Source organism: Streptosporangium sp. NPDC002544, from assembly GCF_040295965.1.
Taxonomy (GTDB): Bacteria; Actinomycetota; Actinomycetes; order Streptosporangiales; family Streptosporangiaceae; genus Streptosporangium.
On sequence record NZ_JBEOWJ010000026.1, the window covers coordinates 54,464 to 67,492 of the forward strand.

Here is a 13,029-nt window from a genome sequence, read left to right on the forward strand (position 1 = left end):
TCACTTCGTTTCCGTGACCGTCTGAACCACGAACTCGCCGCCTGACGATCAGGCCGGGTCCGATGTCGTAGGGGAGCGGGAAAGGCTGCCCGTCCGGAGCGGATTCGGCCCGGCAGTACCCCGGACCGCCCGCCAAGCCACCAGATGGACCCGCCCACGGCGCCAGAGGCGGGCTGGAGAGACGTCTCATGGATCGCGGTAACACCGTAACGGCAACTGGCAACGGATTTGCATGCAAGCTGCATGCTAGCGTGGAAGGATGGGAATCATTCAGATTCGAGATGTCCCCGAAGCGACCGAGCGGACGCTGAAGGCGCGAGCCGAGCGCGAGGGAAAATCACTGACGGCCTACCTACGTGACCTGCTGAACGAGGAGGCGGCCACCCCGGCGCTGGACGAGGTGATGGCCAAGATCGCCGCCGACGAGCCGGTGCCGTACGACCCCGATTTCGTCCGCGAGACGCTGCGCGAGGACCGCCGGTGAGCCTGGTCGTGGACGCCTCGATCATTTTCCGCCTGCTGGCCAACGTGAAGGGCGACGACCTTCTCCGTCGGCGGCTGGCGCGCAAGGTGCACGCCCCGGCGCTGATCGACGTGGAGATCGCCTCGGTGGTGCGCGGACATGTGATCACCAGTAAGCCGGAGGTGCGGATCTCCGAGACGCGGGGCCGGATCATGCTGGAGCGCTATGCCCAGCTGCGGATCGTCCGGCATCCGATGCTGCCGCTGCAGCCGCGGGTGCTGGAACTGCGCGACAATCTCACCGCCTACGACGGCATGTACGTGGCCCTCGCCGAACTGCTGGGCATGCCGCTGCTGACCGACGACGCCAAGTTCGCCGGCGCGACGGGACACCGAGCGGAGATCCACCGCTACCCACCCCCGCTGTCGTAACCACGAAACAGCGGAGGTGTAATCGGTTGGCTGGTAGGTCCGCCTCCAGCTCAGCCAGGAGCCGCTGCCGTAACCACGAAACGCCAGCGGCGTAACCGGGAGAAAGCGCGAACGCCGGGCTCCCGATCTCACCGGGGAGTTCCCGGCGCCACTTCCGCGCCCCCAGAGGACACGCTTATCGCACTATGCGGTCGGGGCCCACTCGGTGGCGAAGGTTTCCATCTGTTTGAGGACGAGGTCCACGGCCGCGCGTTCCTCGTCCGGAGGATAGTCGAACCTCGTGAGCAGGCGTCGGATGCGGTTGCGCAGCTTGGCGCGTACTGGCTCGCGGGAGAGCCAGTCGACGGTCAGGTTCTTGCGGATGTCCGCGACCAGCGCGCGGGCGATCTGTGCGAGGATGTCGTCGCCCATCAGGGCCTTCGCCAGGCCGTGGTTGGCCACCGCGTCGTAGAAGGCCAGTTCGGCGTGGTTGAGCGGAGGGTCGAAGCGCTCGCCGCGCCGGGCCTCCGTGGAGACCTCCTTGGCCATGGCGACCAGCTCGGCGATCATTTCGGCGCTGCTGAGCTGCTGCCGCATGTAGCGGATCATCAGGTCTTCGAGCCTCTTGGCAAGGCTCTCCCGGCGGATGATGTTGTGCCGGGTCACCTCGCGCATCTTCTGCTCGATCAACCGGCGCAGGGCCTCGGCCGTCAGGTGCGGGGTCTCGGTGTTCTGGAGCTCGCGCAGATGTTCACCGTTGAGATGGGTGATGTCGAGGTTGCCGAGGCCGGCCTCGGCGTACAGGTCTGTGATCGTGTCAGCATCGACGACGGAGGCCGCGAGCTGGGAGAGGTAGACGTTGACCTCCGAAGCCAACGGCTTGCCACTGGCCTCGCGGTCCGCGGCGTCCAGCTTCATCATCCAGGCACGCACCTCCCGGAAGAAGGCGATGTCGTTGCGCCATGAGGTGAGGTCCTCGAAGCGCTCCGAGATGTCCCTGCTGGCCGCACAGAGCCGGTAGAACCGCTCCAGGCGTGTGGCGCCCTCACCTCTTCGAGGCGGGCGATCCGGGCGTCGAGAAATCGGTTGTTCTCGCGGGCGGTCTTAAGCCGCTCGGTGAGCTGCTGGTTGTCGGTGGTGAGTTTCCGGTTGTCTCGGCGGAGAGTCCGGTTCTCTAGGGTTTTTCCGGCCTATGAAAGTGCTGTTCGTGATGTCCGTGGAGGGCAGTGACCTGGGACATCCCGACCTCGTTTGTCGACCGACGTCGTTATGTTCGCGATGTCAGCACAGTTGGTATGGAGGTCACATGGCACAGAGACTGGCGATGGGGCAGCTCAGGGTTCAGAAAGTGCGGCATCGAGACGGCAGCCGTTCATACACCATCTTCGACTCGACGAGCGGGCTTCATCCGGCATCGAACCCGTCTCCTGACGACCCGGTCCGGCAGGCCGCCCCGCCACCGCGCTCGGGCGGCCTGCCCGGCCTCGCTGCCGGTCCCCGCTGGATCATCGGGTTCGGCGGATGAGGTAGCGGACGTGGGGCGTCTCCAGCCACTCCTCGTCGAGTTCCCTGCCGGTGAGCCGGCCAATGGCCGTGAGGGCCGCCGTGATCATCTCCTCGGTGGGCGATCCCACGTCCACGGGAACGTCCCAATCGGTGGGCATCCGCAGACCCTCGGCGTGCTCGTGCAGCGGGTCCAGGATCTCCTCCAACGGCGCGGAGAAGGTGAGCCGGCCGTCGATCGCGTACTCCACGCGGTGCGCGCCATCACCGTGCCAGCCGATCGCGATGGCCCTGCCGCCGTCGCGCGAGAGCTCCGACAACCGAGGTTCTTCTGTGACGTCCATCCACTGGATCTGCACCGCCAGGGTCCAGGCGTCGCAAGGGCCGACGAGGATGATCCCGTCTTCGTCACCAGGCATCTCATCACCCTCGAAGCCGAGTCCGATGTCCTCCAGCGTGAGCGCCGTCGCGCTGCCTGGGTCGGCGCCGAGCCGCCGGGCGGTCTCTTCGACCGTCAGTCCTTCAGCCCAGACAGCGGCGAAGCCGTTCGCGATGTTCTCCCAGCGGGACTCGAGCAGGTCGTACAGGTGGGTGGGGTTCGGCATGTCCATCCAATCGAACATGGGTGTGCCGCTCCCCGGTCGCGGGGAGCGGCACACCGGACTGGCTATCTCAGATCACGCTCACCCAGAAGGCGTCCTTGTGGAAGACGTGGTTCCGGACTTCGAAGAGCTGTTTATGGTTTCCGGCGTTCTTGTTGTGCTCGGTCAGCAGGGGCCTGATGGAGAAGTTCCAGCTCTGCGAGTGGGAATCATGGTCGTTCGCACGATATCCCGGCCCCTCCTTGGTATGGCTCTGGCTCACTTTCGGTGGTGACCAAGCGTGATCGTGGGCGATAAAGACGCGCTTAAGACGAATTAGCTGGTCAGAAGGATGTCATAGCCCAGTCAGGTGAGCACGGTCGGGGGCGAGCACACGGAAGCTTTTTCATCCTGATGGTCCGGTGCAGCAGGTCCTCGCGGAACGGTGCCCCCGGTGAATCTCACAGGAGCTTGTAGCGGAGCGATCCACCGGCTGCGGCCGGCCCGCGGGACCATAGAGGATGGATCTTGCTCACCTCGGTTCGGGGATGGCTCCGCACAGGTAGGTGGACCCCTCCAGCAGTTCCGGTGTCAGCGTGATTCCGGTGAGACGCTCGGCCAGGAGGAACGCCGGCCCGTCGCTGGGGTAGAGGTGTCTGTAGTCGGAGTCGATCCGCTGCATGGTCTCCGCGACCTCGTCCGGTACCTCTTCTGAGTAACCGTCATCAGCGATGAAGCAGAACCGGATCTCTCCGTCTTCGATCCAGTAGAAGTACTCGACGCCTTCGACGTCGCGGAAGTGGGAGACGAGGCGGGTTCCCGCCGACAACGACGTGATGATTCCTTCATCGGCGCCGAGCCCGCCGTTGGGCTCGACGATGAACACCCAGTCGCCGATGGCGACGGCGCCGAAGAACATGCCGTCCCAGGTGCCGTAGGTGCCGGGTCCGGAGTAGGAAGCCTTGATCAGTTCATCGAGCGTCATGGGTGTGAAATCCTCCGGTCGGCCACCGAGCCGGGTCACCAGTTGCTCGGGTGTCAGGCCGCGGACGTAGGTCAAGCAGTAGGCCTCCGCCAGGTCGGGGAAGCGCTCGTAGGAGAACCAGGCATAGTCGTCAGGGGTCGCGATCATTTCGTCATGTTCGCAGCACCGACCGACGCAATGAACCTTTTCATTATTGAGCGATCCGGTGGTTCTGCAGGACGGCGATGGCCTTGCACAGGTGCCCGGCCTTGTTGGGGCTGCAGCGGAGGATGCGCCAGCTCTTGAGCTGGGCATTCGCCCGCTCACCCGGGCCTCGAAAGTGGGCGTGTGACCGGTTGGCCCGCTTCTGGGCCTAGGGCTTGTTCCTGTGAAGCCCCTGGCTGGGATGGGTCTGGTTGTGGTGATCAACCCATCTGGCAGGAGCTTCTCTACGTCATCAGGCGAACGCCGGACCCGCGATCATGCCGTGATGGACAGACCTCGCCCGGGGGATGAAAAGGGTTCACGATGAAGGCCACCGCAATGGGAAATGCGGTTGACGCGGGAACATATGTCGACTTGAGATAGCAGGACGCATATGGTCGGCACTCCCTGGAGAGAGCCACCGCTGAGGCGCCGAAACGAATTTGGGACTGCTGATCCCTTTACCAAACCCAGCAGCCCTGTCCGGGCCGTTCTTACGTGATCACCGCCTGCTCGCCGGAATGCCTTCCGAGAGCCGCCGGGGCGATCGGCATTTCGGTCATTACTTGTTATCTCTCCATGCAATGTCCAGTATTGTTTCTGGAACACCGGCACGGGCGGGCTCCTTTTCGGTGAGTGGGGAGCGTTCCGCACGGTCATCTACGGCCCTGGCATCGCCGATGACAGGTGACCCGGTTTCGGCCTGCGCGGTGAGACTGTCGCATCGTCGGCGAGCGCGTAAACGAGCAGCTGAAGCGCATCATTCGGCAAGGTCTGGCAGGCCGCCGGGATTCGGATCCTGGCGGCCCCTTAAATGTCCAAATAGATGTAAGAGGTCCCATGTGCGGCGAGTGTTCACCGGTTTCAGCCCACCGGTATCCCGGGTGAATATCTGAGTGAGTTCCGCCGACAGTGGCGTGTCTTTTGCGCGCTACGTGCCCGATTCGCAGACGTGGCGGCAGTGGACTTATGGAACCGCTTTACCTGGCCGATCTCACGGGACGGGCCGCGCGAATCAAATGATGACAGCAGCCGGTATGGGCTTACAAATGCCGCGCGCAGCGTCGAGGAAACGTGCCCGGCTGCTGGTGACCGCAGTCTTGTCGTCAGGCCCTCGCATCGGGTGGATGGCGCACAGGGCCGCCCCGGTGGCCGTCGCGACGGCGGCCACCTTTAGAACCCAAGAAGCTCTTGGGGCCTGATGTCATTCGGGCCCGGTCTGTGTCAAGCAGTCGGCATCAGAGAGGTGCCGTTCTCTGGACGGCCCCGGCGAGGACGAGAGATACGGCGGCCAGCACAAAGAAGCCTCCAGGAAAGGCGATGTTGTGGAACACGCGGGCGCGAACGTGGGCGGCGATGGCGCCGATGAAGAACAGAACAAGCCCGACAGCGGCAGCGATGCCGATGAGCCGAACACCCAGGAGCCCGAGTAGGAGCCCGGCGGCTCCAGCGGCTTTCAGGGCGGCCAGCAGCGGGATCCAAGACTGCGAGATACCCACTTCGGTTGAGTTGGCCAGGACGAACTCGGCCCGTGCGAGGTCGGCGAAGGCGGCCCCGGCGTTGGCCACGATCGTGATGACGGTGACGACGACGTAGGCGATGAACATTCGTATGGCCTGCGTTCAGCCGAAGCGATAGGCGCCAAGGACGTCGAGTGGCTGGGGTGTTGGGGCGGGCCCCACAGCCCACCTGGCCACGGTCGCCTGCAGCTGTCGCGCCGCAGCGATGCCGGGCAGTGGATTCTCGACGCCCTCGTCAAGATCCAGCAGGGCGACGAACTCGGTGCTACCGGTACGGCGCAGGTACGCGTACCGGACGCCTTCCGGCTGCTCTGTCGCCACCGCCGCGAAGGCCGTCTCGATCGCCTCGACGACCTCCGCGACACCTTCGTCGGCCACCTGGTAACGAATCATCAGAACAGGCATGGTGTCTCCCCGCCGATCGTGTGAGTGTTGGCGAGCCGCTGCCCGCCTGCTGGGTCAAGCCTCACCGAGTGCCAGGTTGGCGTCCAATACCTGCATCTATAACCTGACGGCATGGATATCGACACCCGGTTGTTGCGGTACTTCATCGCCGTGGCAGAGGAAGGGAGCCTCACCCGCGCCGCGGAACGACTGTTCGTATCGCAACCGGCGCTGACCAAACAGATCAGGCAACTCGAGATCCAGCTTGGAATGCGGCTGTTCACGCGATCCCGGGCCGGCATGGCCCTCACCGAACCGGGTCAGGCCCTGGCGAAGCGGGTACCCGCCCTGCTGGCCGGCTGGGACCAGGTGCTGCGGGAAACCAAGCACGTGGCGAACCGGGCCGCCCGCCTGTTGCGGGTCGGCTTCATAGCCAGCGCCGCCAACGAGGCCACCCAGCACATCGTCGCGGCGTTCGCCCGCCGTCGGCCAGGCTGGAGAGTCGACATGCGGCAGGCCGCATGGTCGAACCCGGCCGCCGGACTCGCCGACGGAGATGTCGACGTCGCCCTGCTGCGCCTGCCCTTTCCCGGCCAGGACACCCTGCGAGTGGAGGTGCTGTTCGCCGAACCCCGCTGGGTCGCGCTCCCCACGGCACACCCGTTCGCCACGCGCGACCTGATCCCTTTCCGGGACCTGTGGGATGAGCCGTTCGTGGCAGCCCCATCGGAAACAGGCCGGTGGCGGGACTACTGGCTGGCCGCCGACGAGCGTGACGGCCACCCGGTCCGCGTCGGCGCCGTCACCGACCATCCCGACGACTGGCTGAGCGCAATCGCCAACGGCTACGGCATTGCCCTGGCCCCCGAATCCGCCGCCCGGTTCTACGCGCGCCCCGGCGTCACCTACCGGCCCGTTGGCGGCGTCAGCCCCAGCCAGGTCGGCGTCGCCTGGGCACCCGCCGGCGACACCGACCCCGTCATCCAGGATTTCGTCCGCTGCTGCATGGAAAGCAGCCCACCCCGACCCGACGCGACCGTCACTTGATCAACATCTTTCCCGGTGATTCCGGTGCGCGTAGATGTCGTCTCATCTGGAAAGTCGGCGATGGCAACCAAGGAACCGCCGCGCCGACTCACCCCTGGCACCTGCCTGGCTCGGCAGCTCGATGAAGGCGTACCAGGCCATGATCGCTGTCTACCCGATGGGGAGGGCGAGGGAGATGAAGAGTGTGCGGCCGGCCGCCGCCTCCGCCTCGTCCTCGATCCACACTGTCGTGGGGTTCTTCGGCAGGTAGCGCACCTTTACCGTCGAGCCGGGATTCCTGCGTTCGCGCATAATGATGACGCGTGATTCGAACCGCGCCGGATTCGATGGGACGGCGTGGCGTCCCATCGAATCCGGCGCGAGATGCTCGACCTCGTCTCTCAGGCGGTCTATGCACGGCCGCGGCAGAATCGGGTCGATCGCGGCCCGAAGCCGAACCGATTCAGCCCCGTCCCCCTCATCGGCGCAGGACTTCAAAGGTCAGGCGTTCACCGCGTGTCGCCCCGGCCGCCGCCTACCCGCGACGAATGCCTCCGCAGCCGAGGCGACGCGCTTTCGACCGCTCACCTGCCGCGAGCGTCCGGTCCGGCCGCTCCTGCAGTGAACGTCAGGCGGTGGTGATCGTGACCGTGATCGCAGAGACGAGAGTAAGGCAGGTTTTTCTGCATGGATACAGAGGGGTCTCCATCTTGCTGGGAAGCATGTCCAGAGAGTTGATGTCGAGTTCCATTACTTCTCTCCTTTCGTTGGGGAGGACCTCCACCGATACTGCGGCGGTCTCCGTAACCGCCGGTCCATCCGGCGGAGTCTGTGTGGTCGGACCCGGTGTGCTGCCTGCCGTGCCGCTTCATCGGCGCGGGCGGGAACTTTCTGCGCGGGGGACCACCCGCCTACCGTGCGGCGCGTGAACGGGGGCGGTGAATCGGACGCAGGGTGTCGAGCTCCAGGAGCGGCGTCCATGTCTTCGGGGCAGGGCCGTGCCGCCCCGCCACCGCGGTAACCGCCGACACCTCGTGTCGCCGGCCCGATCTCGTCACAGGCCGAGCAATGTGCCGTCTCCGTCGCGGACCTGCCGGTATGTCGAGTTCATCGGCCCACCGGGTGGTGTCTGCCTCGGTGCCGACCGCATCACCGCTCACTTCGCCCTCTTCCTCGACCAGGATCGCGCTCCGTGTCCGTGCCGGTACGGCGAATTCGTCGTACCAGGACAGCATCGTGGCGGGCACTTATGAACCACTTTCGGCTGGGATGACAAGGTGTTCCCGACTCTTGGGTCAACTTTCGTCGATCACCGAAGCGACCGGGACGGAAGACACTGTTTTCGGCAGGCCGGATGCCGTTCGCCACAAAACAGCAGCTGGTCACGACCGTGCTCACCCGGGCGCTGGAGGCCGGGGTTCCATTTCGCCGGTTCACCGCCGATGAGCCCTTTTGCGCCGCCGATAATCCGCGGGCGCTTAAGAAGCCTTAACCATCCTTAACGGTCGTTTATGCTGATCTTGAAAGGCTGAGGTGGCCGGTCATGGTTCTCGATTTCCGGCTCATCGCAGAAGAGGGTGTAGTCGGGGTCCGTCGGTTTTCATGCTCGGCTGCACTCCTGTCCGGGCGCGACGAGACGTGCGCCGGGGAACGAGCTATGCACCGTCGCTGCCATCGCGCAGGGAATGGATCATGCTCTGCAGGATCCGGAACGCGTCTGACCGCTCGGTCTCGGTCATGCCGGCCAGCATTCTGACCTCGACGGACCGGACCGCTACGGTCGCCTTCTCGAGGCTCCGTCGGCCACGAGGCGTGAGCCGCGTGGGAAGAACCTTCCCGACGGGTGCCTCCGCAGGCCTGGTCACGTAGCCGTCTCGTTCCAGGGCCTGGAGCAGCACGTTCATCGTCTGCCGTGTCACGAACGCGCCCCGCGCGAGCTCGGAGTTCGACAAGCCCGGTCGTTGAGCCAGCAACTCGAGGCAGGAGTAGTGCGTCACGCCCATCCCGAGCGGCCGCAGCACCTCCTCCATGGCTGCACGGAGGGCGCTCGACGCCTCTTTCAGCAGGTAGCCCAGTGACGTCTCCAGGTCGACGCCGACACCGTTTTGACTCATGTCAGCATTCTGACATAGATTGACCTGTGTCAGAAAACTGACACGAAGAGAAGGAGCATCATCATGCCCGCCACCGGCCCCGACTTCATCTCGCTCCAAGCGCGCGACCTCGACGCTTCGCAGGCGTTCTACGAGCAGTACCTCGGCCTCGTCCGCTCGCAGGCCGGGCCTCCGCACGCCGTCGTCTTCGAGACGAAGCCGATCGCGTTCGCACTCCGCGACGTCGTTCCCGGCACCGATCTCGCATCCGTTGCTCAGCCCGGCATCGGTACCGCGATCTGGCTCCACGCCACAGACGTCCAAGCCATTCACGATGCTCTGGTCGCCGACGGTCACACCATCGTCTCCGCACCGATCGACGGCCCCTTCGGCCGGACATTCACCTTCGCCGACCCCGACGGCTACCAGGTCACTCTCCACGATCGCGCCTGACAGGCCAAACGCCACCGGACGATCACCGGCCCCCGAAGACCGCGGTTGATGGAGAAGCTGATCGACTCCCTCGGCGCCGGCGTCCCGGCTGCCCTCACCGAGCTCGTCACGCTCGGCCGGACACTCAAGAAGCGCGCCGACGACGTGCTCGCCTACTTCGACCGCCCCGGCACCGGCAACGGACCCACCGAAGCGATCAACGGACGACTCGAACACCTACGCGGCTCCGCTCTCGGCTTCCGCAACCTCACCAACTACATCGCTAGGTCCCTGCTCGAGACCGGCGGCTTCAGGCCGCGACTACACCCTCGTCTCAGGAAACGGGAGCGGACGGATCATCAAGGACAGGTTCGTAGCGAGGGTGCGGTGGTTGCGGTGCGGTAGAACTCGGCTGCGGTGACGGTGGCGGGGACGCCGAGTTCGGCGGCGACCGCGGTGATCGCGGTGGCGCCGACGGCGAGGTCGGCTTGGCCGTCGGTGGTGAAATACGGTGCGATGAACGTCTCGTAGTGGGCTCGGGCTTCGTCTGAGGTGTGCCGGCCGAGGAACGTCTGGATGTGCCGCACCGTGGTGTCGGGTTCGTTGTGGATCACCTGCAGGGCGCGCCGGTGGGCTCGTACGACGGCCTGGACCGCGGGGTCGTCCGGGTGGATGTAGGTGGGGTCGACGGCCACGCCTACGGTGGGGATCCGGAAGTGGTCGCCGACCCAGGCCGGCACCTGCCAGCCGTGCTCGGCGGCTATCGCCTCCGGTGCCATGGTGCTGCCGACCAGGGCGGCGTCGATCCTGCCATCGTGCAGCCAGCGCAGGTCCATGCCGTAGTCACCGGGCGGGCGGACGATGGTGTGGATGTCGCGGTCCGGGTCGAGGCCGGCCTGGCGCAGCACGATCCGGGCGAAGCACCCGGGTGCGGTGTGGGGGGCGTGTACCGCCAGCCGCCGGCCGGCCAGGTCGGCCAGGGAGGTCAGGCCGGGGCGGGCGAGGAACCAGAACAGCGGGCGGTGGGTGTTGACATTGAGTGCGACCCAGGGGATGCCGTCGGTCAGTCGGGACAGCAGTGCCCGGCCGAGCCCGATGGTGGCGCCGTGGCGCAGCCGCTCCTCGTCCCAGGAGCAGCCGTCGCGCAGCGCGACGTGGACGCCCTCGTCGGCGTAGTAGCCCTGCTGGTCGGCGATGTAGGCGACCAGTTCCTCGTGCAGGCCCCGCCCGACGTAGGTGAGATCGATCGTGTACATGAACGTTTTTCCTTGATCGTGTCACCGCCGTGCGCCCGCGCGTGCCGCGGGCCCGGCTGCTGCGGTCCATGGCGCTGAGGTGACGGTGTGCCGGATGCGGTCCGGCCGACGGCCGGACCGGGACGGTATGGCCCCGCGTGCGGAGCACAGCGGGGCGTCAGTACATGGACATCCCGCCGTTGACCGCGGCCGTGGTGCCGGTCATGAAGGCGTTGTCCTCGCTGGCGTAGAAGGCGACCGCTTGGGCGACGTCGCCCGGGTGTGCCAGGCGGCCCAGGGGGGTAGCGGCCACCTGCCGCTGCTTGTGCTCCTCGTCGAACACATCCGCCATGCGGGTGTCCTCCACCGGGCCGGGCTCGACGACGTTGACCGTGATGCCCCGCGGGCCCAGTTCCTGGGCGAGGTACCGGGCGAACTGCGCCAGTGCGGCCTTGGCCGTGCCCAGTGCGATCATGCCCTCCCGGGGCCGACGGCTGAGGCCGGTACCGAGATAGATGATGCGTCCCCAGCCCTGTTCGGTCATGGCGGGCAGGACGGCTTTGGTGACCGCGAACGCCGCACGCATCTCGTCGTCGAGCTTGCCGCCCAGTTCTTCCCACGTCATGTCCTGGAACGACTTGATCACATACGGGGTGAGCGCGTTGTGCACGAGCACGTCGATGCCGCCCCATGCCGCCTGGACCTGCTCGATCATGCTCTCGACCGCCGCTGCCTCGCGCACGTCGGCCTGCACGGCCATGGCCTGGCCGCCTGCGGTCTCGATGCCGGCCACGACCTCCTCGGCTGCCGTGCCGCTGCGGAGGTAGTTGACCACCACGCGCATCCCTCGCGCGGCCAGAAGGCGCGCGGTGGCCGCGCCGATTCCGCTGCTGGCCCCTGTCACCAACGCCACCCTGCCGGTTGCCCCGGACACGGTCCCACCTCCTGCTCATCATCGCGGGCCGTCGGCATGACCGCCCGGAGTTGTTCATCGTCGACGCCGGGGGTGCTGAGCGGATCGCCCCGTAGAGCACGGTGTCGACGGTCGCCCGCAGCAGATCGGCCGAGGTCCAGTCGAGTTCGCGCGGCAACTGCGAGGTGAGCAGTTGCCGCGGCGCGTGTGATCCAGCAGGTCGAGCCTGACACCGCAACTCTAAAGACGGGGCCACTTCAAGCCGACATGTCGGTCTGGGAGCACATCACCGATCCGAGACGGGTCCAGCTCAAGCCACCCGGGTGGGGCACTTCAAGTCGCCATAACCATGCCAGGCCGCCCGAGGTAACCGGGTTGGCCGGATGTCCACCGACAACGACCAGACGCTCAACTTCTGTCTCTCGGCGAGAACTCCACTGTGGTCGGGCCGGGCAACCAGGAGTAGATCACGGTTGCGGGTCGTCCGGAAGGAGCGGGCATGACAGGTGCCGCAAAGCTCGTCAGGTCGCCGTCGCGGGTCCCGGCCTGCGGCGGTCGTGGCGTATCAGGGGGGTGCGGGTGGCGTGTCGAGTCCGGTCAGCCGCGACAGCGCGGCGAAGCCGTCGTCGGTACCGGGCCAGTGCCGGCGTACGGCCTGCAGTCCGGCGCGGCGGACCACCGAGCGCAGTACGGCGACCACGATGATGGCGTCGTCGGCATAGCCGAGCACGGGGATGAAGTCGGGTACCAGATCGAGGGGGAAGGCCAGGTAGGCCAGCAGCAGCGCCAGTCGTACCCGCACGCCGCGCGGCAGGTCGCGGTCGGCGGCCAGGCGGCGGATCAGCCGCAGCACGTCCGGCAGCAGCCGCAGCGCCTCACGCAGCAGGCCGCCGCGCGGCCGCACGACGGCCAGTACCACAAGCAGCGCCAGCCAGGTGACCAGCAGCGCGACCGCGATGCCGATCAGCAGGTCCCATCCCCACGCCCCGGTCACCGCCGGCCGCCTTCCCGCTCGTCCACCGTGGCCGTTACGACCTCGGCGGGGGTGTCGGCGGCCGGCGCGTCGGCCACGGGGCCGAAGCGGCCGGCCTGTGCTCGGCGTTCCAGCCGGCGGCCTGCCGGCCGAACAGCGCCGTGACCGTACGGGCCGGCTCCGGGTGTCCAGGCCTGGCCGCAGGCGATCCGCCGGGCCGGCTCCTGCAGGCCGCCCGCGTCACCGACATCGGGTTTGCCCGCAACCGCGGGAGACAGGGCGAACAGGCGGCGAACAGTCATCGGGGCCCTCCCGGGGCGACAGCAGG

Annotated in this window: 17 protein-coding genes and 2 pseudogenes; 5 read left to right on the plus strand and 14 right to left on the minus strand. The window is 66.6% G+C overall.

The genetic code is table 11. The annotated features are described in order from the left end of the window. Nucleotides 1-259: 259 nt before the first annotated feature. Together ABT061_RS32665 and ABT061_RS32670 are read left to right on the plus strand one after the other, a co-directional pair. Nucleotides 260-484 carry a FitA-like ribbon-helix-helix domain-containing protein gene (locus tag ABT061_RS32665; protein WP_350925258.1) on the plus strand — a complete coding sequence of 75 codons (225 nt, stop codon included), beginning with the start codon at nucleotides 260-262 and terminating at the stop codon, nucleotides 482-484. Next, nucleotides 481-894 (plus strand): type II toxin-antitoxin system VapC family toxin, encoded by a 414-nt coding sequence (locus tag ABT061_RS32670; RefSeq protein ID WP_350925260.1) that lies wholly within the window; start codon nucleotides 481-483, stop codon nucleotides 892-894. The genes ABT061_RS32665 and ABT061_RS32670 overlap by 4 nt, the downstream gene beginning before the upstream one ends. Nucleotides 895-1,077: 183 nt before the next feature. On the opposite strand, the gene ABT061_RS32675 is transcribed toward ABT061_RS32670, so the two are convergent. The 7 genes and pseudogenes from ABT061_RS32675 to ABT061_RS32705 form a co-directional block, all read right to left on the minus strand. Next, on the minus strand, nucleotides 1,078-1,956 hold the full coding sequence (locus tag ABT061_RS32675) for a DUF3387 domain-containing protein (protein WP_350925440.1): 879 nt from the start codon (nucleotides 1,954-1,956) through the stop codon (nucleotides 1,078-1,080). Nucleotides 1,957-2,378: 422 nt separating this feature from the next. Beyond that, entirely contained in the window at nucleotides 2,379-2,999 is a 621-nt protein-coding gene (locus tag ABT061_RS32680) for a hypothetical protein (RefSeq protein ID WP_350925262.1), read from the minus strand. 49 nt (nucleotides 3,000-3,048) lie between these two features. Further along, complete coding sequence (locus ABT061_RS32685) at nucleotides 3,049-3,240, minus strand: hypothetical protein (protein WP_350925264.1); 192 nt, start codon at nucleotides 3,238-3,240, stop codon at nucleotides 3,049-3,051. A gap of 249 nt (nucleotides 3,241-3,489) precedes the next feature. Continuing rightward, nucleotides 3,490-4,089: a DUF6461 domain-containing protein gene (locus tag ABT061_RS32690; RefSeq protein WP_350925266.1), complete on the minus strand. Its 600-nt coding sequence runs from the start codon at nucleotides 4,087-4,089 to the stop codon at nucleotides 3,490-3,492. 43 nt (nucleotides 4,090-4,132) lie between these two features. Next, nucleotides 4,133-4,294: pseudogene (locus tag ABT061_RS32695) on the minus strand (IS5/IS1182 family transposase); the annotation flags it as partial. Between the two features lie 1,069 nt (nucleotides 4,295-5,363). Beyond that, complete coding sequence (locus tag ABT061_RS32700; protein WP_350925268.1) at nucleotides 5,364-5,732, minus strand: DoxX family protein; 369 nt, start codon at nucleotides 5,730-5,732, stop codon at nucleotides 5,364-5,366. A 15-nt stretch (nucleotides 5,733-5,747) separates the two neighbouring features. Beyond that, complete coding sequence (locus ABT061_RS32705; RefSeq protein WP_350925270.1) at nucleotides 5,748-6,050, minus strand: hypothetical protein; 303 nt, start codon at nucleotides 6,048-6,050, stop codon at nucleotides 5,748-5,750. Between the two features lie 111 nt (nucleotides 6,051-6,161). Here ABT061_RS32705 and ABT061_RS32710 point away from each other — a divergent pair, with 111 nt between their 5' ends. Further along, complete coding sequence (locus ABT061_RS32710; protein ID WP_350925272.1) at nucleotides 6,162-7,076, plus strand: LysR family transcriptional regulator; 915 nt, start codon at nucleotides 6,162-6,164, stop codon at nucleotides 7,074-7,076. Nucleotides 7,077-7,226: 150 nt separating this feature from the next. On the opposite strand, the gene ABT061_RS32715 is transcribed toward ABT061_RS32710, so the two are convergent. The 3 genes from ABT061_RS32715 to ABT061_RS32725 all read right to left on the minus strand — a co-directional run bounded on the left by ABT061_RS32715 (nucleotide 7,227) and on the right by ABT061_RS32725 (nucleotide 9,169). Beyond that, complete coding sequence (locus ABT061_RS32715) at nucleotides 7,227-7,553, minus strand: hypothetical protein (RefSeq protein ID WP_350925274.1); 327 nt, start codon at nucleotides 7,551-7,553, stop codon at nucleotides 7,227-7,229. A gap of 130 nt (nucleotides 7,554-7,683) precedes the next feature. Further along, nucleotides 7,684-7,806: an ALQxL family class IV lanthipeptide gene (locus ABT061_RS32720; protein WP_350925276.1), complete on the minus strand. Its 123-nt coding sequence runs from the start codon at nucleotides 7,804-7,806 to the stop codon at nucleotides 7,684-7,686. Nucleotides 7,807-8,710: 904 nt separating this feature from the next. Continuing rightward, on the minus strand, nucleotides 8,711-9,169 hold the full coding sequence (locus ABT061_RS32725; RefSeq protein ID WP_350925278.1) for a MarR family winged helix-turn-helix transcriptional regulator: 459 nt from the start codon (nucleotides 9,167-9,169) through the stop codon (nucleotides 8,711-8,713). A 63-nt stretch (nucleotides 9,170-9,232) separates the two neighbouring features. On the opposite strand from ABT061_RS32725, the gene ABT061_RS32730 reads away from it, so the two are divergent. Next, nucleotides 9,233-9,601: a VOC family protein gene (locus ABT061_RS32730; RefSeq protein WP_350925280.1), complete on the plus strand. Its 369-nt coding sequence runs from the start codon at nucleotides 9,233-9,235 to the stop codon at nucleotides 9,599-9,601. Between the two features lie 45 nt (nucleotides 9,602-9,646). Beyond that, nucleotides 9,647-9,916 (plus strand): annotated as a pseudogene (locus ABT061_RS32735) (transposase); the annotation flags it as partial. A 23-nt stretch (nucleotides 9,917-9,939) separates the two neighbouring features. Here the strand turns inward: ABT061_RS32735 and ABT061_RS32740 are convergent. From ABT061_RS32740 to ABT061_RS32755, 4 genes are all read right to left on the minus strand, one after another. Next, a complete protein-coding gene (locus ABT061_RS32740) occupies nucleotides 9,940-10,836 on the minus strand; it encodes an ABC transporter substrate-binding protein (RefSeq protein WP_350925282.1) in 897 nt (298 codons plus the stop codon). Between the two features lie 157 nt (nucleotides 10,837-10,993). Further along, a complete protein-coding gene (locus ABT061_RS32745) occupies nucleotides 10,994-11,749 on the minus strand; it encodes an SDR family NAD(P)-dependent oxidoreductase (protein ID WP_350925284.1) in 756 nt (251 codons plus the stop codon). Nucleotides 11,750-12,293: 544 nt separating this feature from the next. Further along, on the minus strand, nucleotides 12,294-12,722 hold the full coding sequence (locus ABT061_RS32750) for a YkvA family protein (protein ID WP_350925286.1): 429 nt from the start codon (nucleotides 12,720-12,722) through the stop codon (nucleotides 12,294-12,296). Beyond that, complete coding sequence (locus ABT061_RS32755; protein ID WP_350925288.1) at nucleotides 12,719-13,003, minus strand: hypothetical protein; 285 nt, start codon at nucleotides 13,001-13,003, stop codon at nucleotides 12,719-12,721. The genes ABT061_RS32750 and ABT061_RS32755 overlap by 4 nt, the downstream gene beginning before the upstream one ends. Between the last annotated feature and the right edge of the window lie 26 nt (nucleotides 13,004-13,029).

Coding starts and splice junctions, on each gene's coding strand:
- ABT061_RS32705 (WP_350925270.1), bottom strand. CDS start 6,050: ATGCCTGTTCTGATGATTCGTTACCAGGTGGCCGACGAAGGTGTCGCG.
- ABT061_RS32710 (WP_350925272.1), top strand. CDS start 6,162: ATGGATATCGACACCCGGTTGTTGCGGTACTTCATCGCCGTGGCAGAG.
- ABT061_RS32680 (WP_350925262.1), bottom strand. CDS start 2,999: ATGTTCGATTGGATGGACATGCCGAACCCCACCCACCTGTACGACCTG.
- ABT061_RS32690 (WP_350925266.1), bottom strand. CDS start 4,089: ATGATCGCGACCCCTGACGACTATGCCTGGTTCTCCTACGAGCGCTTC.
- ABT061_RS32755 (WP_350925288.1), bottom strand. CDS start 13,003: ATGACTGTTCGCCGCCTGTTCGCCCTGTCTCCCGCGGTTGCGGGCAAA.
- ABT061_RS32700 (WP_350925268.1), bottom strand. CDS start 5,732: ATGTTCATCGCCTACGTCGTCGTCACCGTCATCACGATCGTGGCCAAC.
- ABT061_RS32720 (WP_350925276.1), bottom strand. CDS start 7,806: ATGGAACTCGACATCAACTCTCTGGACATGCTTCCCAGCAAGATGGAG.
- ABT061_RS32725 (WP_350925278.1), bottom strand. CDS start 9,169: ATGAGTCAAAACGGTGTCGGCGTCGACCTGGAGACGTCACTGGGCTAC.
- ABT061_RS32730 (WP_350925280.1), top strand. CDS start 9,233: ATGCCCGCCACCGGCCCCGACTTCATCTCGCTCCAAGCGCGCGACCTC.
- ABT061_RS32740 (WP_350925282.1), bottom strand. CDS start 10,836: ATGTACACGATCGATCTCACCTACGTCGGGCGGGGCCTGCACGAGGAA.
- ABT061_RS32665 (WP_350925258.1), top strand. CDS start 260: ATGGGAATCATTCAGATTCGAGATGTCCCCGAAGCGACCGAGCGGACG.